Below are 19,092 nucleotides of genomic sequence, written 5' to 3' on the forward strand. Positions count from 1 at the left end.
GCGCCCCTTCGCCCCATGTCAGCCCTGGTACGTCCTGAGATCCTCGATGCGCGCGAACCCGAGGCCGTACGCGCTCATGCCGCGCCCGTACGCGCCCAGGTGGACCCCGTCCGCCGAACCCGCCAGCACCCAGCCGTACTCCGACTCGCGGTAGCGGAAGGCGGTGGCGACGCCGTCCACCGGGAGGGCCAGCGCGGACCACTCGGGGCTCTCCAGGTCGTCCGCCAGGTCGAACGCCGTCTCCGTCTGCTGGCTCAGCCAGTCGTCGCGCAACGCGTGGTCCAGCTGGCCCGGCCAGGTGCACGAGAGCAGCCCAGAACCCGCGAGCCAGGCCGCTGAGGACGCCGTCGTCGCGTCCAGTTCGCCCGTGCCGTCACCGCTGTGCCGCGCCGGGTTCGCCGCGACCGTGATGACCACGACGAAACGCCGCGGGTCCTCACCGTCGCCGTCGCCGCCCTCGGAGGCCGCCGAGGGGACCGACATGCTCTCCGGCCTGATCGTCGGTTCCGAGCCGTGCCGCACCGCGCCGTGCTGCACGGTGCCGTCCGCCGCGGCCACCGCCTGCATCAGGTGGCGCGGGCCCGTGTAGGCCGCGTCCAGCCCGTACCAGGGGAAGGTGGCCTTCAGGTAGCCGTCGACCGGTCTCGACGGTTCCACCGTGCCCCGTCTCTCAGGCTTTTCGCCCTTTTCGGAAACCTCGTCGGTCGCCGCCTGACTGGTCGTCTCCATCGGTCCGGCCCGCCTCCTCGATCTGCCCAGGGTCCGGGGAAACACCTGCCGGACAGATGGAGGATAGCCATCCCGTCACCGCGGGGCGGGACAGGCAGTGCTCAGGTGGCGTCCGCGTCGAACGGCGGGTGGTCGTCACCGTCCGACTCGGGTGCCTTTTTGAGCAGGTCGGGGGTGGTGGAGCCGCCGCCCGATCCGTTGGCGGAGGCGATCGGCGCGACGGCCGTGTCGCGGCCGTGCACGGCGTCCGCGACCTCGGCCATCTCCTTCTTGAGGTCGCTCCCCTCGCCGAAGTCCTTCTTCAGGTCGGCGACGTCGGAGATCTCCTTGCGCAGGTCGAGGCTGCTGCGGATCTCCTTGAAGTCGTCGTTCTCCAGGAACTGCTTGCGCACGAAGGTCTTCGGGTTGAGGTCCTCGAAGTCGAAGTCCTTGAACTCGGGGCCGAGCTCCGAGCGGATGTCCTGCTTCGCGTTGTCGGAGAACTCACGGACCTTACGGATGAACCGCGCGGCGTCCTGGATCACCTTCGGCAGCTTCTCCGGACCGAACACGATCACGGCGAGGATCACCAGGGCGAGGATCTCCAGTGGACCAATGTCGTTGAACACCTAGCAGCTCCTTGTGCTCTCCGTGCCGGCGGGACGGGCAGGGGGTCCGTCCTGGTCCGCGGTGGGGTCAAGGTCCGGGCCGTTACACGGTACCCGCACCCCGTGTCCCGGCGGTACCTCCCCGGCCCCTCACATCCCCTCGGCAGAGCCGAGAGTCAGCCTGGCCGTCCGGGCGGTGCCCGCACGGCGAACGGTGAGTGTCAGCCGGTCGCCCGGCCGGTGCGCGCGGATCTTCACGATCAGTTCCTGGTCGCTGTGCACCGCCTCGCCGTCCACCGCCGTGATGAGGTCGCCCGACCTGATACCGGCCCGGGCTGCGGGGCCGCCCGCCTCCACCGCGGGGCCGCCGTCCGCCGCCTTGGCGCCGACCCGGGCGCCGTCGCCCTGGTAGCCGGTGTCGAGCGTGACCCCGATCACGGGGTGGGTGGCCTTCCCGGTGCTGATGAGTTCCTCGGCGACCCGTTTGGCCTGGTTGACGGGGATCGCGAAGCCGAGGCCGATGGAGCCGGCCTGGGCGCCGTCGCCCGAGGTGCCGCTGTCGGCGGCCCGTATCGCGCTGTTGATGCCGATGACCCGGGCATGCGCGTCGACGAGGGGGCCGCCGGAGTTGCCCGGGTTGATCGGGGCGTCGGTCTGGAGCGCGTCCACATAACTGACGTCGCCCGCGGCGCTGCTCTCGCCCCCCGCCGTGATGGGCCGGTCCTTGGCGCTGATGATGCCGGAGGTGACCGTGTTCGAGAGGTCGAAGGGCGCCCCGATGGCCACCACCGGATCACCGACGCGGACGTTGTCGGAGTTCCCGAGCTCCAGCGGTTTCAGTCCCGTGATCCCCTTCACCTGGACGACGGCGAGGTCGTATCCGCCGTCCTTGCCGACGAGCTTCGCGTCGGCCGTCCTGCCGTTGCCGAAGGTGACCGATATCTCCCCGCCGCTGCCCGCGAGCGCCACCACATGGTTGTTCGTCAGGATGTGGCCCTGCCGGTCGAGTACGAAGCCGGTGCCCGTGCCCGCCTCGTCCTTGCCGCTGACGTGCAGGGTGACGACGCCGGGCAGGGCGCTCGCGGCGATGCCCGCGACACTCGTGGGAGCGCGGCCCGCGTCGTTGCGCGCCTCCTGCGGCAGCACCGTGTCCGCGTCGCCGTCCCGGTGCTCCAGATACGCGCCGACCGCGCCCCCGAGGACGCCGGTGACCAGCGCGAACAGCAGTGCGGCCGACAAGCCGCGCAGTCGCCGGGGCCGGGCGGGGTACGCGGCGCCGTCCGCCGGCAGGTCCGCTCCCGCGTCCGGTGTGCTCCACGGGTCGTGACGCTGCCACGCGGCGCCGCCCGGCATCCCGCTGTCCCGCGCCGGCAACGGCCCCTGTCGCGCGGCCTCCTGGGGCCGCCCGTACGGGTCGGAGGACGGCCAGGGGCCCGGATCACCGGGCAGACCGGTGTACGCGTCGGGAACCGGCTGGGGGTACCGGTCGGGAGACGGCCGGGGGTACGGGTCGGCGGTGCGGGGGGCTGCCGCCGCCGGGGTCGCGTACGGCTGCGGGCCCTGGTGCCCCGGTTGCGCGGGATCACTCCGCGGTGCCCGCGGCCGGCCGGGAGCGGCGTCGAGGGGGATGTCGTACGCCGGGGAGCCGGGTGCGGGGGACTCGTACGCCGGAGAGCCGGGTGCCGCGGAGTCGTACATCGGGGAGCCGGTTGCCGTGACGTCCCCTGCCGGTGGGGCCACCGGCAGCTGGACCGGGGGCGCGGGCGCCCAGGGACCCGGGCCGCCGTAGGGAGGCGTGCTGTACGGGTCGGGGTCGTGCAGCGGTCGGGTGAATCCGGGTGCGCCGGTCTCCCGTTCGTGAGGACCGGCGGACTCCGGCGAGGGAGCGGCGACCGGGCCGCCGGCGGGTATGGGTGGCGCGTCAGCGCGAGGCACGGACCCCTGGCCGCCCGCCGGTCCGGCCTGCGGTGTGCCCGGTCCGGGCTCCGGAGCGGCCGGCCGCGGGAGCCCCGACGACTCCTCGCGGGGCGCGGGCCGGTCCGTCGCGGGGCGGCTCCACCAGGACCTTCCGGATCTGGCCGTCTTCCCGTCGTCCATGTCTCCCCCGCATCCCCGCAACCAGCGTCACGCGCCCGCCGTGGGCACCCCTGGCGAGGATTCAACCAGGTTCCGGCCGCGTACGGTCAGCGGGTTCGGGACAGTGGGCTGGGCGCCGCGAGCAGCTCGGGACGCGGTGCCCCCGAGGAGGCACCGGAGGGGGTGGGCTCCAGGGCCCGCCGGTTTCCGGACGCCGTGGCGAGCGGCCCGGCGCCCGGGTTCGTCCCCGTCGCGCCTGCCGGGCCCGCGGCGCTCGCCGAGACATCGGGCCGTGCGCTGTTGACCGCGTCCGCCGGGAAGGCGGGCGCTCCGAACGCGAGGGTCGGGAACGACGGCGAGGCGAAGGACGGCGAGGCGAACGAGCGCGCGGACAGCGCGGACAGCGCCGCCCGGGCGGAGGGTGTCGACACCACCGGGAGGTTTCGCGACTGGAGCGTGCCGGGAGCAGCCACGACCCTGGCCGGTGAGCCGGACTGGGGCAGCATGCCGCCGCCGAAGCCGTTCCTGCGGCCCGCCTCGGCCGTCGTGGACGCGCCCGCGGCGCGCAGCGGCACGACGTTGTTGCGGGCGGGCGAGTCCTGCGAGCCACCGAGCGGCAGGGCGCCGCCGAGTGCCATGGCGGCGAGAGAGACCGCGCTGGCCGCGGCGAACGCGAACCGCTTGCCGCGCCACGGCGAGGTGCGCTCCGCCTCCGGCCGGCCCGCGCGATGGACCGGGAAGACGGAGGCGCCGTGGGCGCCCGCGTAGCCGAAGGCGTCCATGAGCCCGCCCCCGGTGTCCGGCGCGTCGAACACGCCGTGGCCGAAGGGTTCGTGCCCCGGGGTGCGGTGGCCGAAGGGACCCGGCCGGTCGTCGTCGTCGCCCCGCGGCTTCGAACCGCCCGCGGGCAGGCTCTGGAGCCGGGCGAGGAATCCCTCGGACGGGGGCGGGGGCGCCACCTCGGCGAAGAACGCCTTCAACTGCCGCTGGCAGTCCGCCTCGGTCTTGCACCGGGCGCAGGTCGCCAGGTGCGCGAGGACACGCTCGCGCTCGTCGTGGTCCAGCTCTCCGTCCACCAGGGCGGCGAGCCGGTCCCCCAGGTGGTGCTCCGAGGGTGTGGGGCTGGTCGAACTCACGCCGTCCCGCCCTCCCCGGCCACGCTGACACCCGCGACGCCCACGACCGCGCGGTGCTCGGCGGCGCGTGCCTCGGGGGAACGGTGCTGGAGTGCCTTGCGCAGGTGCGAGCGGCCCCGGTGGATCCTGCTGCGCACGGTGCCGAGCTTGACCCCGAGCGTGGCCGCGATCTCCTCGTACGACAGTCCTTCGATGTCACAGAGCACCACGGCGGCGCGGAACTCGGGTGCGAGCGTGTCGAGCGCCTGCTGCACGTCCGCGTCGAAGTGGGTGTCGTGGAAGGCCTGCTGCGGCGAGGGCTCGCGGCTGGCGAGGCGCTCGGCCGCGTCGTCGCCGAGCGCGTCGAAGCGGATGCGCTGCTTGCGGCGGACCATGTCGAGGAAGAGGTTCGTCGTGATGCGGTGGAGCCAGCCCTCGAAGGTGCCCGGCGTGTACGTGGACAGCGAGCGGAACACGCGGACGAAGACCTCTTGTGTCAGGTCCTCCGCGTCGTGCTGGTTGCCCGTGAGACGGTAGGCCAGTCGGTAGACGCGTCCGCTGTGCGTACTGACGATCTCCTCCCAGGTGGGAGGCGTCCACGCAGGCGACTCCGCATCGGAGGCGAAGGTCGCGGTGACAACGGAGTCGGTGGAGCGGGAACGGTCAGCAGTGTCGGTCACGGATTTCGGCTCACCTGCCGACCCGAGGAGGCACCGGAGCGTCTCCCTGAGATCCACAGTCGCGGCCGCACCTCCCCTGTCGGCTCTGGTGGTGTCCAGTAGAGCCCCTACCATAGCCACCTCGCCCGTTAGCTCCGGATAAGAATCTTTACGCGAATTTGGGAGCCTCGCTCACCACGGCTCTCCGACGTCGCACGCGGTGGCCGCCCACTCCGCCACCCTGCTTACCCCCGCTTAACGTCCGGTCCCATCAGCGGGTTCCCGACCCCAGCGGATACAGTCACGGTTGCGCCGACACCGGGGGACAAGGAGAGGGTCATTACCGCCAACCGGCAGACGAGCTGGGCGTTCGCCGACGCCTTTGTCGCCGAGGACGAGGCACTTCGCTGGGCCCGCGAGCGGGCCAGGGAAAGTGGACTCCGCCCGGTGTCACCAGGCACCGGCTCCGCGCTGGGGCTGCTCGCCGCCACGGTGGACGCGAAGGCCGTCGCCGAGATCGGTACCGGCACCGGTGTCTCCGGCATCCACCTGCTGCGGGGCATGCGCCCTGACGGCGTGCTGACCACGGTCGACGTCGATCCGGAGCGGCAGCAGTTCGCCCGGCAGGCGTTCCGCGCCGCGGGCTTCACCGGCAACCGTGCCCGCTTCATCCCGGGGCCCGCGCTGGACGTGCTGCCGAGGCTCGCGGACGGCGGTTACGACATCGTCTTCTGCGACGGTGACCGGCTGGAGTGCCTGGACTACCTGGATGAATCGTTGCGCCTGCTGAGGCCCGGGGGCCTCGTCTGCTTCGAGGGGGTCTTCGCGAACGGCCGTACGGTCGATTCGGCGGTGCAGCCCACCGAGGTGCTCAGACTGCGGGAGCTGCTGCGCACGGTCAGGGAGAGCGAGGAACTGCTGTCGTCGCTGCTGCCGGTGGGCGACGGGCTGCTGTGCGCGGTGCGCCGGGGGCCTGCCGCCGGCGCGTGAGGGACGCGGGAGGCCGTCGAACCAAACGACCCGTACCCGTGCGACCCGTGCGGCACCCCGCGGAGCGCGCGCCCTGCGGTGCCGTGGGCCCGGTGTTCACCACGGCGCGCGTCGCGGGACCCGGTCAGCACACTGCCCCGGTACGGACGGTGGTCGTCCGTACCGGGGCAGCGGCGGTGTCTCTCAAGGGTGACCTTCCACCGATGGCCCCGCACCGAGGGCCCCTGGTGGGGAAAGCGTCGAGCGCCCCGCTCAGCCGACGACCTTCTTCAGCGCGTCGCCGAGTGCGTCCGCTTCGTCCGGCGTCAGCTCGACCACGAGCCGACCGCCGCCTTCGAGCGGAACACGCATGACGATGCCCCGCCCCTCCTTGGTCACCTCGAGCGGGCCGTCGCCCGTCCGCGGCTTCATGGCCGCCATGCTCGTTCCCCTTCCTGAAACCAGCTCGTAGCAGCCGGCGGCCCCATGGCAGGCGCTGCGTCACCGGCATCGAACACATTGCTTCTTGCGCATTATCCCGCATCTCACGACCCGATGACCAACATCGGACGGCATCGCTTACGCAACGCGCTCACGCAAAACGGCCCATTTCGGCGATCCGCCTGCGATACTTCGCCGCCACCGCACACTTCCGCCGTTCCTCCGTCCGTCATGCTGGTGCGCGCACAACCCGCGCGGAGACGAGAAACCAGCAAGCGACCCCGGAGGGACCCGATCATGGCGGACACCGTGCTGTACGAGGTGGGCGACGGCCTGGCGACGATCACCATCAACCGGCCCGAGGCGATGAACGCCATGGACGTGGCCACCAAGGTGGCGCTGCGGGACGCCCTGCGCGACGCCGGGGAGGACACCGCCGTACGGGCCGTCCTGCTGACCGCGACCGGCGACCGGGCCTTCTGCGTGGGCCAGGACCTCAAGGAGCACACCGCACTGCTCGCCCAGGACCGCGACAGCGGCACCACCGCGACCATGAGCACGGTGCGGGAGCACTACAACCCCATCACCCACGCCATCACGACCATGCCCAAGCCCGTGGTGGCGGGGGTGAACGGGGTGGCCGCGGGGGCCGGCATGGGCTTCGCTCTCGCGTCGGACTACCGGATCGTCGCGGACACCGCCAGCTTCAACACGTCCTTCACCGGGGTGGCGCTGACCGCGGACTCGGGCCTGTCCTGGACGCTGCCGCGCATGATCGGCCAGGGCCGCGCCGCCGACCTGCTGCTGTTCCCGCGCACCGTGAAGGCGCAGGAGGCGTACGAACTGGGGCTGGTGAACCGGCTCGTCCCGGCCGCCGACCTGGCCCGGGAGGCCGCGGCGGTGGCGCGCGCGCTGGCCGCTGGCCCGACGGTGGCGTACGCGGCCGTCAAGGAGTCGCTGGCCTTCGCCTGCGAGCACTCGCTGGACGAGGCGCTGGCGAAGGAGGACGAACTCCAGACCAGGGCGGGCTCCTCCGAGGACCACACGATCGCGGTCGAGGCCTTCCTGGCGAAGCGGAAGCCGCAGTACCTGGGCCGCTGACGCCCGCCGGCGCCACCGCCGCCCCTGCGGGCCCCCACGGACTCCCGGGGGTGCCGCAGGGCCGCCCGGGCCCGGCAGTGGGCCCCGGGGGCCACCGTGCGGGTGTGGCCCGCGCCCGGACGGTCCTACCGGGCGGCGGTGACGTCCGCGAAGGCGCACTGCGCCAGGTGGTCGTTGACCAGCCCGCACGCCTGCATCGTCGCGTACGCCGTGGTGGGTCCCACGAACCGGATGCCGCGCTTCTTGAGGGCCTTGGACAGGGCCGTCGACTCGTCGGTGACGGCGGGGACGTCGGCCGTGCTGCGCGGCAGCGGGCGCTTCGCCGGGTCCGGCGCGTACGACCAGATGAGGTCGGTCAGTTCGCCGGGGGCCCACTCGGCGAGCACCTTCGCGTTGGCCATCGTGGCGTCGACCTTGGAGCGGTTGCGGATGATGCCGGGGTCGGCGAGCAGCCGCTCCCGGTCCTTCTCCGCGAACCGCGCCACCTCGGCGATCCGGAAGTGCGCGAAGGCGGTGCGGAAGGTCTCGCGCCTGCGCAGGATCGTGATCCAGGACAGACCGGACTGGAAGGCCTCCAGGCTGAGCCGCTCGAACAGCGCGTCGTCGCCGCGCACGGGGCGGCCCCACTCGGTGTCGTGGTACGCGACGTAGTCGTCGGTGGACAGCCCCCAGGGGCAGCGGGCCAGGCCGTCGGAGCCCACGACCGCGGAACCGTCGCTCATCGCCCGCCCTCGCCGTCCGCGAACCCGCTGCCGCCCTGCTCGGCGGGGCCGCCGGACGCCAGGTAGGTCCGCGGGTCCCAGCCCTGCTCGGCGGGGCCGCCGGGCGCGGGACAGGTCCGCGGCTCCCAGCCCTGCTCCTGGTAGGGCTGCTGGTACTGCCGGCGCCCGGCTCCGGCGCCCGCGCGGGCACCCGCGAGAGCGGACTCCAGCTCGGCGATCCGGGCGTCCCGCTCCGCGAGCTCGGCGCCGAGCCTGCCGAGCACGTCGTCGACCTCCGCCATCCGGTACCCCCGCACGGCCACCGGGAGACGCATCGCGTCGATGTCGGCGGAGCCGACCGGGCGGGTCTGCGGCAGCGGGTCGACGAGGCGCTGGGGCTCCGCCTCCGGCAGAACGGCGCGGTCACCGCCGCCCAGGACGGCCATCGTGACGGCGGCCACCACCACGACCATCGCGATGAGCAAGAACCAGAACACGTGCCTCTCCCCGGTGCCGAAGCCGAACTGTGTCGCACCGATCGTGCCATGAGCCACTGACACCGGTGACGCGACCGGCCCCGTAAGGTCGGTGGCCGGGGCCGGAGGACGGCCCCGGCCGGGCCGGGGCACAACCGGGGCCCCGGCGGGCGAGAGGAACGGTACGAGGGATGAGCGGCGGGACTCTGCGGCTTGGGCGGCGGGAATTCGGCGAACACGAACCGGTGGTCATGGCGATCGTGAACCGCACGCCCGACTCGTTCTACGACCAGGGCGCGACCTTCCAGGACAGGCCCGCCCTGGACCGGGTGGCGCGGGCCGTGGACGAGGGCGCGGGGATCGTCGACATCGGCGGGGTCAAGGCCGGCCCCGGCGAGGAGGTCACCGTCCCGGAGGAGATCCGCCGCACGGTGGGCTTCGTCGCGGCGGTACGCGCCCGCCACCCCGATGTGGTCATCAGTGTGGACACCTGGCGCCACGAGGTCGCGGAAGCGGTGTGCGCCGAGGGCGCGGACCTGCTGAACGACGCGTGGGGCGGTGTGGACCCCGAACTCGCCGAGGTGGCCGCGCGCCACGACGTGGGCCTGGTGTGCACGCACGCGGGCGGGGCGGAGCCGCGCACCCGGCCGCACCGGGTCACGTACGACGACGTCATGGCGGATGTCCTGCGCGTCACCGTGGGGCTCGCGGAGCGCGCCCGCGACCTGGGGGTACGGCGGGACGCCATCCTGATCGACCCCGGCCACGACTTCGGCAAGAGCACCCGGCACTCACTGGAGGCGACGCGCAGGCTGCCGGAGATGGCCGGGACGGGCTGGCCGGTGCTGGTGTCGCTGTCGAACAAGGACTTCGTGGGCGAGACGCTCGACCGCCCGGTCAAGGAGCGGCTGATCGGCACGCTGGCCACGACGGCGGTGTCGGCATGGCTGGGCGCGCGGGTGTACCGGGTGCACGAGGTGGCGGAGACCCGCCAGGTGCTGGACATGGTGGCGTCCATCGCGGGCCACCGCCCCCCGGCCGTGGCCCGCCGCGGCCTCGCCTGACCCGAGGACGCGTCGCGGCCCGACTCCGGCCACCGGGGGCACGGCGGCCGTCGTGGCGCGGGGCCGCGGCACGGCGGCGGAGCCCGGCCGCCGCCCGGCTGCCGGGTCCGCGGAACGTGGTGCCGGTTGCGGAGCGGCGTGCCGCCGGGAGTCGCGGAACGTGCCGTCGCCTCGCGACGAACGCCGTCCGGAAAAAACGTCCGGAAACCGCCGGAGGCGTGCGGGCCGCCCCGGAACGTACGACGCCCCAGGTCCCTCGGGGGGCTCCTGGGGCGATCCGGCGCGCGGCGGGCGGTGTCAGGAGGCCGGGGAGGCCTCAGACGCGGTCCGTGCCCGCTTCCTTGCTGACCAGCGCCACCGCTTCCTCCACGTCGTCCGTGACGTGGAACAGCAGCAGGTCCTTCTCGGCGGCCTTGCCCTGCGCGACCACCGTGTTGCGCAGCCAGTCCACGAGGCCGCCCCAGTACTCCGTGCCGAACAGCACGATCGGGAACCGCGTCACCTTGCGGGTCTGGACCAGCGTGAGCGCCTCGAACAGCTCGTCCATGGTGCCGAGGCCGCCCGGCAGCACCACGAAGCCCTGCGCGTACTTCACGAACATCGTCTTGCGGACGAAGAAGTACCGGAAATTGATGCCCATGTCGACGTAGGGGTTGAGCCCCTGCTCGAAGGGCAGCTCGATGCCGAGGCCCACGGACACGCCGCCGGCCTCCTTCGCGCCGCGGTTCGCGGCCTCCATCGCGCCGGGGCCGCCGCCCGTGATCACGGCGAATCCGGCCCGGACGAGCGCCTTGCCGATGCGCACGCCCGCGTCGTAGTCCGGGGAGTCGACCGGTGTGCGGGCCGAGCCGAACACACTGATCGCGCTCGGCAGTTCCGCGAGGGCCCCGAAGCCCTCTACGAACTCCGACTGGATGCGCATGACCCGCCACGGGTCGGTGTGCACCCACTGGGAGTCGCCTCCCGTGTCGAGCAGCCGCTGGTCGGTGGTACCGGCCTGCACCTGGCCGCCGCGCCGGATCACCGGCCCGAGCCGCTGCTCGTCCGGCCGTCTCGATCCCTCGGGATCGCCCATGAGCCGCTCCTCACTCGTCCTGATCTGTCCTGTTCTGGTGATGATCCTCGAAATGCCTGGTTCCTCGTCTCGCATGCGTGCTCGACGCGCCCGGGCGCGTACCTGAGCGGGTTCTGCGTCCGCCACCCGTTGGTGTCGGTCTTTTCCTGTTCTTCCCTGTTTCCCCGCCAGCCTAGAGGTAGGGACATGACGAACGGAGAAATTCCGGCCGTCGGTACGGCGCAGGTCAGAGGCAGTGGGCCGGTCAGGCCGTGAGCCAGCGCCGCAGCCGTTCCTCGCAGTGCGCGATGCGCTCGACCGCGACCCGCTCGTCGACCTTGTGCGCGAGCAGCGCGTCACCGGGTCCGTAGTTCACCGCGGGCACGCCGAGCTCGCCGAACCGGGACACGTCGGTCCAGCCGAACTTGGGCTGCGGTGTGCCACCCACGGCCGCCATGAACGCGGCGGCGGCCGGGTGCGAGAGGCCGGGCAGCGCCGCTCCCGAGTGGTCGGTCACGGTGAACGTGTCGACGCCGCAGTCCGCGAAGACCTCGCGTACGTGGGCGACCGCCTCGTCGGGGCCTCGGTCGGGGGCGTAGCGGTAATTGACCGTGACGGTGCAGGCGTCGGGGATCACGTTGTTCGCGACGCCGCCCTCGATGCGTACCGCGTTGAGGCCTTCGTGGTACTCCAGCCCGTCGATGACCGGCTTGCGCGGCTCGTACGACGCGAGGCGGGCCAGCACGGGTGCGGCGGCGTGGATCGCGTTGGACCCCATCCAGCTGCGCCCCGAGTGGGCCCGCTCCCCCGCCGTGCGCAGCTCGACCCGCAGGGTGCCCTGGCAGCCGCCCTCGACCTGCGCGTCGGAGGGCTCGAGCAGGACGGCGAAGTCCCCGGCCAGCCAGTCGGGGTGCGCGTCCGCGACGTGTCCGAGGCCGTTGAGGTGGGCAGCGACCTCTTCGTTGTCGTAGAAGACGAAGGTCAGGTCGCGGTTGGGGGCCGGCACGGTCGCCGCGAGCCGCAGCTGTACGGCCACTCCTGACTTCATGTCAGTGGTGCCGCACCCCCACAGCACACCGTCCTCGTCGAGCCGGGACGGCACGTTGTCCGCGATCGGGACGGTGTCCAGGTGCCCCGCGAGCACCACGCGCTCCGCGCGCCCCAGGTGGGTGCGGGCGACGACGTTGTTGCCGTGCCGGTCGACGGTGAGGTGCGGGAGCGTGCGCAGCGCCTGCTCGACGGCGTCGGCGAGGGGACCCTCGCTGCCGCTGACGGAGGGGAGGTCGACGAGGCGGGCGGTGAGCGTGGCGGCGTCGAGCGTGAGGTCGAGCTTGTCGGACATGCACGTGACACTAACGCTCCCCCGGGCGCGGCCCGAAGTCCGCCGGCGGCCCTTTTCCCCGGTCTTCGCGCTGGTCCCGCGCCTGGACCGGGGAGCGGGGGCAACCTCCGTCCACAGGCGGGATGATGAGGTCCCGCACTCCAGTACCGTAAGCGCGTGTCCGAGACCGTCACGCGATCCCGTCGCGGCCGCCTCCTGCGTTTCGCGGCTGCCTTTCTCGTGCTGCTCGCCGTCGCCTCCTACGTCGGTGTGCAGTATCTGACCGGTGGGGCCGGGGGCCCCGTCAAGTGCACCGTCCGTGCGTCCGGGTCCGGGAGCGGAGGTGCGCGGGCGGACGGCGGGGACGACGGCTCCTTCGAACTGACGCCCGAGCAGGCGTCCAACGCGGCCACGATCTCGGCGGTCGGCATCAGCCGCGGCATGCCGGAGCGGGCCGTCACGATCGCGCTCGCGACGGCCCTCCAGGAGTCCGAGCTGCGCAACCTGCGGACCGGGGACCGGGATTCGGTCGGCCTGTTCCAGCAGCGACCGTCGGCGGGCTGGGGCACCTCGGCGCACATCCTCGACCCGGTGTACGCGTCGACGCAGTTCTACAAGCATCTGGCGAAGATCCCCGGCTATTCGCGGCTGCCGCTGACGGTCGCCGCGCAGGAGGTCCAGCACAGCGGCTTCCCGCAGGCGTACGCGAAGCACGAGCCGGACGCGACGCTGCTGGCGGCCGCGTTCACGGGGCTCGCGCCCGCCGTGCTGACCTGCCCCGCGCCCTTCGACCACGCCCCGGGCGATCCGGGGAAGGTGCGTACGGCGCTGGTGCGGGCGTTCGGCCCGAAGGTGCTGCCGGCCGCCACGGCGTCCACCGCCGGGCAGGACAGCGCCCGGCGCCGCACCGCGCCGCCGGCCGCCTCCGGCACGGCGGAGCTGTCGGCCTCCGGGGTGAGCGGCGCGGGCACGGCGGCGGCAGCGGCTCCCGTCGTCTCCGTACCGGTGCGGGCGACGCCCGGGGGCGGCACGCACGGCGAGATGGCGAGCACCACCACTCAGCAGCGCGGCTGGGAGCTGGCGCACTGGGCGGTTGCGCGGGCCGGGGCGCTGCACATCGACCGGGTGGCGTACGGGGGCCGGGTGTGGAGCGCGGCGGATGCCGGCGCGGGGTGGCAGCGGCTGGCGGGGAAGTCCGGTGAGTCGGACAAGTCGGCCACATCCGAGGTCAGGATCACCCTCGCGCAGTAGTTCGGCGCGTCCCCCGCACGGTGGGGGTAGGGCAGGTTCACGCGGCACATTCCCGAAGATCGTCCGACTGTCGGTTCATGACCCCGATCCGCTTGCGGCGCCTGCGGAGTGACGGTTCGCCCGCCCGGGCCGACCGTCGCCGTTTGCCCGGTTTCGCCCGAGACCGACAATACGACGCATTGCCAATTCTTTACGTCGGTGCTCCGCAACCTCGGCCGCCCCTCAGGGAGTTGTCACGGCGTCCGACCGACGCCCGACACGAACGCCCCGAGCCGACCGGCCCGGGCCCGGGCGCCGATCATCCCGTCGAAGGAGCATCATGTCCCTCCCCCTGACCCGCCGCATCGCCCGCGCCGCGCTGCTCGTCGCCGCGGGCGCGGCAGCCCCCGCCGTCGCCGCCGGTGCCGCAAACGCCGCGTCGCTGCCGCAGGCCACCGACCTGGGAGCGGTCAGCTCGCTCGACGGTTCCAACGTCGGCAACACCGTCGACCAGGGCGCCCGCGCCGCCACCTCCATGGCGGGCACCACCGGCGCGCACGTCGTCGGCACGGCCATCCCGACAGCCGGCAAGACCGTGGGCTCCACGGGCAAGACCGTCGCGCCCGCCGCGCAGAAGGTCGCGGGCGACACCGCGGGCAGCACCGGCACCGTCCTCGGTGACACCGCCAAGGACAACCAGCTGCCGGGCCTGCCCTTCGGCGGCTGAGCGGCCGAAGCGAAGGGGCCCGGAGCGTTGGACGCTCCGGGCCCCTTCGCAGCTACGGTCCTCCCGGCGGGCGCCGGGGCCGGTCCGGCCGGCTCAGCCGCCGAGGCGCTTGACCGCCGACTCGATCCGCTCGTCGGTGGCCGTCAGCGCCACCCGCACGTGGCGGGCCCCGGCCTCGCCGTAGAAGTCACCCGGCGCCGCGAGGATGCCGCGCTCGGCGAGGTGGCCGACGGTGTCCCAGCAGTTCTCGTCCCGCGTCGACCAGAGGTAGAGCCCGGCGTCGCTGAGCTCGACGCGGAAGCCGTCGGCCTCCAGCGCGGCGCGCAGCGGAGCGCGCCGGGCCGCGTACCGCGCCCGCTGCTCCGCGACGTGCGTGTCGTCGCCGAGCGCGGCGACGGTGGCCGCCTGGATGGGCGAAGGCACCATCATCCCGCCGTGCTTGCGCACCTGGAGCAGCTCACCGAGCACGTTCTCGTCGCCGACCAGGAAGGCGGCGCGGTACCCCGCGAGGTTCGAGCGCTTGGACAGCGAGTGCACCGCGACGAGCCCCTCGTGCGAGCCGCCGCAGACGTCGGGGTGCAGCACCGAGACGGGCTCGGGGCCCTCCCAGCCGAGCTCCAGGTAGCACTCGTCGCTGAAGATCAGCACGCCGTGCTCACGCGCCCAGGCGACGATCCGGGTCAGCTCGTCCTGGGGGATGACCGCGCCGGTCGGGTTGGACGGGGAGTTGAGCCACAGCAGCTTCAGGCCCTCGGGGTCCAGCAGCGTCGGGTCGTCGTACGGGGCGAGGCCGGCACCCGCGAGGCGCGCGCCCACCTCGTACGTCGGGTAGGCGAGGCGCGGGTAGCCGACACGGTCGCCCGGGCCGAGCGCGAGCTGCGCGGGCGCCCAGGCGACGAGTTCCTTGGAGCCGACCACCGGCAGGACGCCCCGGTGGGTGAGGCCGCGCGCGCCGAGCCTGCGCTCCGCCCAGCCGGTGAGCGCGTCGCGCAACGCCGTCGTACCCCAGACCGTCGGATAGCCGGGCGAGTCGGCCGCGTCGGCGAGCGCACGCCTGACGAGCGCGGGGACCGGGTCGACCGGCGTGCCGACGGACAGGTCCACGATCCCGTCCGGGTGGGCGCGGGCGGTCTCGTCGTACGGCTTCAGCTTGTCCCAGGGAAAGACCGGCAGGGACTGCGACAGTGCGGGCACGGTGCTCACTTACTCTCTCGTACGGGTCCGCCCGGCGTCGCCTCACGCGGCGGACACGAACACGTCGGTCCCGCACGGCGACGACCGTGCGGGACCGCAGACGCGAAGGTCAGCCGTTCTGCGGCGGCAGCGCGGCGACGAAGGGGTGGTCCCGCTCGATCAGACCGAGCTTCGAGGCGCCACCGGGGGAGCCGAGCTCGTCGAAGAACTCCACATTCGCCTTGTAGTAGTCCTTCCACTCCTCCGGGGTGTCGTCCTCGTAGAAGATGGCCTCGACCGGGCAGACCGGCTCACAGGCACCGCAGTCGACGCATTCGTCCGGGTGGATGTACAAGGACCGGGAGCCCTCGTAGATGCAGTCGACCGGGCACTCCTCGATGCACGCCTTGTCCTTCACGTCGACACAAGGCTGCGCGATGACGTAGGTCACGCTGTCGTTCCTCCTCCATAGGGCGCGGCGGGCCGATCTGCGGCTCCGTCCACGGGCGCGCGAAAGCGCGGCGTCGTCGATGCCCGCATCTAGTATCTCCGTTCCTGGGCACGATCCGAACAGGAGGGGCTCGCAGAGCAGTGGAAATCACCGGCGGAGGACGCCTTGAAGTCCGAATCAGCCCCTCTGATGTGGGCAAACGGGTATCAGTCAGACGACTGACCGGTGCGCCGGGCGGGGCCGGAAAGTTCACCGACACGGTGGGTGTTCTCACATCGTGGAACGACGGCGTGATGCTCATCACGCGCCGCTCGGGCGAGACGGTGGTGATCGAGGAGTCCTCGCTGGTGGCCGGGAAGGTCGTGCCGGACGCCCCCGCCCGGCGCCGGGGCCCGGCGGCGACGCGCGCCGAGCTGATCGGCGTCGTGGCGCGCGCCTGGCAGCCCGTGGAGTCGGAGTCCCTCGGCGACTGGCGGCTGCGCGCCGCGGGCGGGTTCACCCGGCGGGCCAACTCCGTCCTGCCGGCCGGCGACCCCGGCGTGTCGCTCGCCGCCGCGCTGGAGCGCGTGAGCGCGTGGTACGCGGCGCGCGAACTGCCCCCGTACGTCCAGCTGGAGACGGAGTCCCCGGACGGTCAGGCACGGCTGGGCGAGGAGCTGGTGGCGCTCGGCTGGCGGCCGGAGGCGGCCGCCGAGGTGTGGACGGGCGCGCTCGCACCGGTCGGCGACCTGGACGCGGACGTGACGCGGGTGCGGCTGGAACGCGATGTGGACGAGCAGTGGCTGAGCCGGTACCACCGCTCGGGCGGGGCCGTCGGGCCGCACCTGCTGCGGGTGCTGCGGAGCGGCCCTTCGACCTGGTTCGCCACGGTCCCGGACGACGGCGCCGCCGGGGGCGAAGGCCCCGCGGCGATCGGGCGGTGCGTCGTCGACGGGCGCTGGGCGGGGTTCATGGCGGTGGAGGTCGCGCCCGGGCACCGGCGCAAGGGCCTCGCGCGCGCCGTGATGGCCGCGCTCGCGCGCCGGTCGCTGGACGAGGGCGCGTCGGCCGCCTGGCTCCAGGTCGAGGACGACAACACGGCCGCCCGGGCGTTGTACACGGCCATGGGGTTCACGCCGCACCACGGCTACCGGTACTTCCGGCCGGCCTAGGGACGGCTCGCGCGCAGGGACCAGGGACGCTCGCGCGCAGGGACCGAGGAACCGGAAGGACCGTGGGACCGGTGGGGAAACCGTACGAGAAGGACGAGCGGCGCGGCAGGTTCGGTGCGGAGGCGCGCGCGGACCGGCCCGACCTGGCCTTGCTGTGCCTGCTGATCGGCGCCGAGGCCGATCCGGCGATGGGCGAGGCGCAGGTGGACGCGGCGCAGGCCGAGCTGGACCGGCTCGCCGGGCTGCTGCCGTTCGGCCCGCGCGACGCGGTGGACTGGGCGCGGGCGGTCGGGGACCTCCTCGGCGCGCGCTGCGGCTTCCACGGCGTGGCGGCCGACTACGGCAGGCTGGAGTCGTCGCTCTTGCCGGAGGTGCTCAGGCGCGGGCGGGGCCTGCCGATCCTGCTCTCGGTGGTGTGGACGGAGGTGGCGCGGCGGGCGGGCGCCCCGGTGTACGGGGTGGCGCTGCCGGGCCACTTCGTGGTCGGGTTCGGCGCGCCGGAGCAGCAGGTGCTGGCCGACCCGTTCGCCGGGGGCGCGCTGCTGTCACGGGCCGACGCGGGCGCGCTGGTCGCCGGCACGGCGGGGGAGCCGCTGCGGCCGGAGATGCTGCGACCCGCGGACCCGCTGGACGTGGTCGCGCGCGTCCTGGGCAACATCCGCGCCTGGGCGGCCGGACGGCCGGAGCGCGGTGACGTGGCGCTGTGGGCGCTGGAGCTGTCGATGCTGCTGCCCGCACGCCCGGCGCGGCTGCGCTACGAGCACGGGCGGCTGCTGGTGGAGCGCGGGGACTTCCTGCGGGGCGCGGCGGAGCTGGAGGAGTACGCGGACGTGGTGGCCGTCGTCGAGCCCGCGACGGCGCGCGCGATCCGCCACCGGGCGCGCGCCGCCCGCGCGATGCTCAACTGACCGCCGCGCCGCGCCCCCTGGGGGGTGCGGCGCGGCGTGTCCGTCCCGGAACGCCCCCCGCGCGGTCCGAGACATCCGTCAGCCTTCTACGCGCCGGACCCCGGGTCCATTCGTAGAATTGCGTATCGACAGGCGGGAACCACAGGTACCGGCCGGCAGGGAAGCCGACAGGAAACGCGGAGGGGCATGGCGGACAGCCTCACGGCGCGCGACGACGCGCGGCTGCTCGACCTGGCCGCCGAGGTGCTGGGCAGCGACGACCCGGACACCCTCTGGAGGCGGGCGGGCCAGGAGATCATGACCGCGCTGCCCGGTACGGCCGTGCTGTGCAAGGACGACGAGTGGACCGCGGCCTCGGGCCGGGTCTTCGCCTGGCCGGTGCAGCGGTTGCCGACGGCAGATCAGCTGGCGTGCATCCGGACCGGTTACCCGTTCGCCGGCGAGGGGCGGACGATCCCGGACGACCGGCCGCTGCCGGCGAGCGGCGTCGCGGGGGACGGCCCGTGGCGCGACAGCGAGACGTACGAGGTGACGCGGGCGCTGTTCGGTACGCGGGACGTGATCGGTCTCCGGCTCGACGACGGCTCGCCCGGCCCGGTGCGGGGCCTGCTGGTGCACTGCACCGGCCGGGGCGGGACGCCCCGGGAGCGCGCGTACCTGACCAGGATGCAGCCGCTGCTGCGCGGCATGGACCGGCACGCCTGCCTGCTGCGGCGCTGCGCGACGGCGCCCGCGGTCCGGGCGGGCGCGGACGAGTACCGGCTGACGGCGCGGGAGACGACCGTGCTGGTGCTGCTCGCGGAGGCTCTGCCCGCCACGGCGATCGGCCGGCGGCTGCGGATCTCGGTGCGAACGGTGCACAAGCATGTGGAGAACATCTACCGCAAGCTCCACACGCGCGACCGGCTGGAGACCGTGCTGCGTGCCCAGGCGGCCGGGCTGCTGCCGGCCCCCGGCGCGCCACGCTAGGGGACGGACGGAGCGGTTCCGGGACGCTGTCCCGGCGCGGGCGGACGACGGGCGCCGCTCGGGTCCGGCCCGCGGGTGGCCGATCCGAAGACGGCCGGCCCGAGGCGAACGGCATGACGCTCGATCACGCGGTCGACGTCTGGGAGCGGGTGCTGCCCTCATCCGGGCGTATCTGACGCGCGGTACGGCG

The 19,092-nt window shown here is 73.6% G+C and carries 20 protein-coding genes; 8 read left to right on the forward strand and 12 right to left on the reverse strand.

The features are described from left to right. Window positions 1–18: 18 nt before the first annotated feature. The 5 genes from OG310_RS11600 to sigE all read right to left on the reverse strand — a co-directional run bounded on the left by OG310_RS11600 (window position 19) and on the right by sigE (window position 5,301). Window positions 19–729 (reverse strand): hypothetical protein, encoded by a 711-nt coding sequence (locus tag OG310_RS11600; protein WP_329455802.1) that lies wholly within the window; start codon window positions 727–729, stop codon window positions 19–21. A gap of 101 nt (window positions 730–830) precedes the next feature. Then, window positions 831–1,337 (reverse strand): sec-independent translocase, encoded by a 507-nt coding sequence (locus OG310_RS11605; RefSeq protein WP_329455803.1) that lies wholly within the window; start codon window positions 1,335–1,337, stop codon window positions 831–833. Between the two features lie 129 nt (window positions 1,338–1,466). Continuing rightward, complete coding sequence (locus tag OG310_RS11610) at window positions 1,467–3,014, reverse strand: trypsin-like peptidase domain-containing protein (RefSeq protein WP_443078610.1); 1,548 nt, start codon at window positions 3,012–3,014, stop codon at window positions 1,467–1,469. A gap of 485 nt (window positions 3,015–3,499) precedes the next feature. After that, the gene (locus OG310_RS11615; RefSeq protein ID WP_329455805.1) at window positions 3,500–4,528 is read right to left on the reverse strand and encodes an anti-sigma factor family protein; all 1,029 of its coding nucleotides are present in this window, start codon (window positions 4,526–4,528) and stop codon (window positions 3,500–3,502) included. Then, the gene (gene sigE, locus OG310_RS11620; RefSeq protein WP_329460132.1) at window positions 4,525–5,301 is read right to left on the reverse strand and encodes an RNA polymerase sigma factor SigE; all 777 of its coding nucleotides are present in this window, start codon (window positions 5,299–5,301) and stop codon (window positions 4,525–4,527) included. The genes OG310_RS11615 and sigE overlap by 4 nt, the downstream gene beginning before the upstream one ends. A gap of 135 nt (window positions 5,302–5,436) precedes the next feature. On the opposite strand from sigE, the gene OG310_RS11625 reads away from it, so the two are divergent. After that, window positions 5,437–6,156 carry an O-methyltransferase gene (locus OG310_RS11625; RefSeq protein WP_443078839.1) on the forward strand — a complete coding sequence of 240 codons (720 nt, stop codon included), beginning with the start codon at window positions 5,437–5,439 and terminating at the stop codon, window positions 6,154–6,156. Window positions 6,157–6,408: 252 nt separating this feature from the next. Here OG310_RS11625 and OG310_RS11630 read toward each other — a convergent pair whose 3' ends face one another. Then, window positions 6,409–6,576: a DUF3117 domain-containing protein gene (locus tag OG310_RS11630; protein WP_003966491.1), complete on the reverse strand. Its 168-nt coding sequence runs from the start codon at window positions 6,574–6,576 to the stop codon at window positions 6,409–6,411. Window positions 6,577–6,873: 297 nt separating this feature from the next. On the opposite strand from OG310_RS11630, the gene OG310_RS11635 reads away from it, so the two are divergent. Further along, a complete protein-coding gene (locus OG310_RS11635; RefSeq protein WP_329455806.1) occupies window positions 6,874–7,677 on the forward strand; it encodes an enoyl-CoA hydratase/isomerase family protein in 804 nt (267 codons plus the stop codon). A gap of 125 nt (window positions 7,678–7,802) precedes the next feature. On the opposite strand, the gene OG310_RS11640 is transcribed toward OG310_RS11635, so the two are convergent. Then, window positions 7,803–8,399 carry a DNA-3-methyladenine glycosylase I gene (locus OG310_RS11640; protein WP_329455807.1) on the reverse strand — a complete coding sequence of 199 codons (597 nt, stop codon included), beginning with the start codon at window positions 8,397–8,399 and terminating at the stop codon, window positions 7,803–7,805. Further along, window positions 8,396–8,875, reverse strand: a complete 480-nt coding sequence (locus tag OG310_RS11645) for a DivIVA domain-containing protein (RefSeq protein WP_329455808.1) — start codon at window positions 8,873–8,875, stop codon at window positions 8,396–8,398. The genes OG310_RS11640 and OG310_RS11645 overlap by 4 nt, the downstream gene beginning before the upstream one ends. Window positions 8,876–9,045: 170 nt before the next feature. Here OG310_RS11645 and folP point away from each other — a divergent pair, with 170 nt between their 5' ends. After that, window positions 9,046–9,918, forward strand: coding sequence for a dihydropteroate synthase (folP, locus tag OG310_RS11650; RefSeq protein WP_329455809.1), 873 nt, complete (start codon window positions 9,046–9,048; stop codon window positions 9,916–9,918). Between the two features lie 316 nt (window positions 9,919–10,234). On the opposite strand, the gene OG310_RS11655 is transcribed toward folP, so the two are convergent. Together OG310_RS11655 and dapE are read right to left on the reverse strand one after the other, a co-directional pair. Further along, a complete protein-coding gene (locus tag OG310_RS11655) occupies window positions 10,235–10,993 on the reverse strand; it encodes a TIGR00730 family Rossman fold protein (protein WP_329455810.1) in 759 nt (252 codons plus the stop codon). Window positions 10,994–11,237: 244 nt separating this feature from the next. After that, on the reverse strand, window positions 11,238–12,314 hold the full coding sequence (dapE, locus tag OG310_RS11660) for a succinyl-diaminopimelate desuccinylase (RefSeq protein ID WP_329455811.1): 1,077 nt from the start codon (window positions 12,312–12,314) through the stop codon (window positions 11,238–11,240). 156 nt (window positions 12,315–12,470) lie between these two features. On the opposite strand from dapE, the gene OG310_RS11665 reads away from it, so the two are divergent. After that, the gene (locus OG310_RS11665; protein WP_329455812.1) at window positions 12,471–13,544 is read left to right on the forward strand and encodes a hypothetical protein; all 1,074 of its coding nucleotides are present in this window, start codon (window positions 12,471–12,473) and stop codon (window positions 13,542–13,544) included. Window positions 13,545–13,863: 319 nt separating this feature from the next. Continuing rightward, window positions 13,864–14,250, forward strand: coding sequence for an ATP-binding protein (locus tag OG310_RS11670; protein ID WP_329455813.1), 387 nt, complete (start codon window positions 13,864–13,866; stop codon window positions 14,248–14,250). Between the two features lie 93 nt (window positions 14,251–14,343). On the opposite strand, the gene dapC is transcribed toward OG310_RS11670, so the two are convergent. Further along, on the reverse strand, window positions 14,344–15,453 hold the full coding sequence (gene dapC, locus OG310_RS11675; protein ID WP_443078611.1) for a succinyldiaminopimelate transaminase: 1,110 nt from the start codon (window positions 15,451–15,453) through the stop codon (window positions 14,344–14,346). A 100-nt stretch (window positions 15,454–15,553) separates the two neighbouring features. Further along, entirely contained in the window at window positions 15,554–15,874 is a 321-nt protein-coding gene (fdxA, locus tag OG310_RS11680) for a ferredoxin (RefSeq protein ID WP_114622457.1), read from the reverse strand. A 140-nt stretch (window positions 15,875–16,014) separates the two neighbouring features. Here fdxA and OG310_RS11685 point away from each other — a divergent pair, with 140 nt between their 5' ends. The 3 genes from OG310_RS11685 (at window position 16,015) to OG310_RS11695 (ending at window position 18,902) form a co-directional block, all read left to right on the forward strand. Continuing rightward, entirely contained in the window at window positions 16,015–17,025 is a 1,011-nt protein-coding gene (locus OG310_RS11685) for a GNAT family N-acetyltransferase (protein WP_329455814.1), read from the forward strand. A 62-nt stretch (window positions 17,026–17,087) separates the two neighbouring features. Then, complete coding sequence (locus OG310_RS11690) at window positions 17,088–17,933, forward strand: transglutaminase-like domain-containing protein (protein ID WP_329455815.1); 846 nt, start codon at window positions 17,088–17,090, stop codon at window positions 17,931–17,933. 186 nt (window positions 17,934–18,119) lie between these two features. After that, window positions 18,120–18,902 carry a helix-turn-helix transcriptional regulator gene (locus OG310_RS11695; protein WP_329455816.1) on the forward strand — a complete coding sequence of 261 codons (783 nt, stop codon included), beginning with the start codon at window positions 18,120–18,122 and terminating at the stop codon, window positions 18,900–18,902. The last annotated feature ends 190 nt before the right edge of the window (window positions 18,903–19,092 follow it).

It is taken from the genome of Streptomyces sp. NBC_01497, from assembly GCF_036250695.1.
Taxonomy (GTDB): domain Bacteria; phylum Actinomycetota; class Actinomycetes; order Streptomycetales; family Streptomycetaceae; genus Streptomyces.

Coding starts and splice junctions, on each gene's coding strand:
- OG310_RS11695 (WP_329455816.1), top strand. CDS start 18,120: ATGGCGGACAGCCTCACGGCGCGCGACGACGCGCGGCTGCTCGACCTG.
- OG310_RS11655 (WP_329455810.1), bottom strand. CDS start 10,993: ATGGGCGATCCCGAGGGATCGAGACGGCCGGACGAGCAGCGGCTCGGG.
- dapE (WP_329455811.1), bottom strand. CDS start 12,314: ATGTCCGACAAGCTCGACCTCACGCTCGACGCCGCCACGCTCACCGCC.
- OG310_RS11610 (WP_443078610.1), bottom strand. CDS start 3,014: ATGTACGACTCCGCGGCACCCGGCTCTCCGGCGTACGAGTCCCCCGCA.
- OG310_RS11600 (WP_329455802.1), bottom strand. CDS start 729: ATGGAGACGACCAGTCAGGCGGCGACCGACGAGGTTTCCGAAAAGGGC.
- OG310_RS11640 (WP_329455807.1), bottom strand. CDS start 8,399: ATGAGCGACGGTTCCGCGGTCGTGGGCTCCGACGGCCTGGCCCGCTGC.
- OG310_RS11670 (WP_329455813.1), top strand. CDS start 13,864: ATGTCCCTCCCCCTGACCCGCCGCATCGCCCGCGCCGCGCTGCTCGTC.
- OG310_RS11630 (WP_003966491.1), bottom strand. CDS start 6,576: ATGGCGGCCATGAAGCCGCGGACGGGCGACGGCCCGCTCGAGGTGACC.
- folP (WP_329455809.1), top strand. CDS start 9,046: ATGAGCGGCGGGACTCTGCGGCTTGGGCGGCGGGAATTCGGCGAACAC.
- sigE (WP_329460132.1), bottom strand. CDS start 5,301: ATGGTAGGGGCTCTACTGGACACCACCAGAGCCGACAGGGGAGGTGCG.
- OG310_RS11635 (WP_329455806.1), top strand. CDS start 6,874: ATGGCGGACACCGTGCTGTACGAGGTGGGCGACGGCCTGGCGACGATC.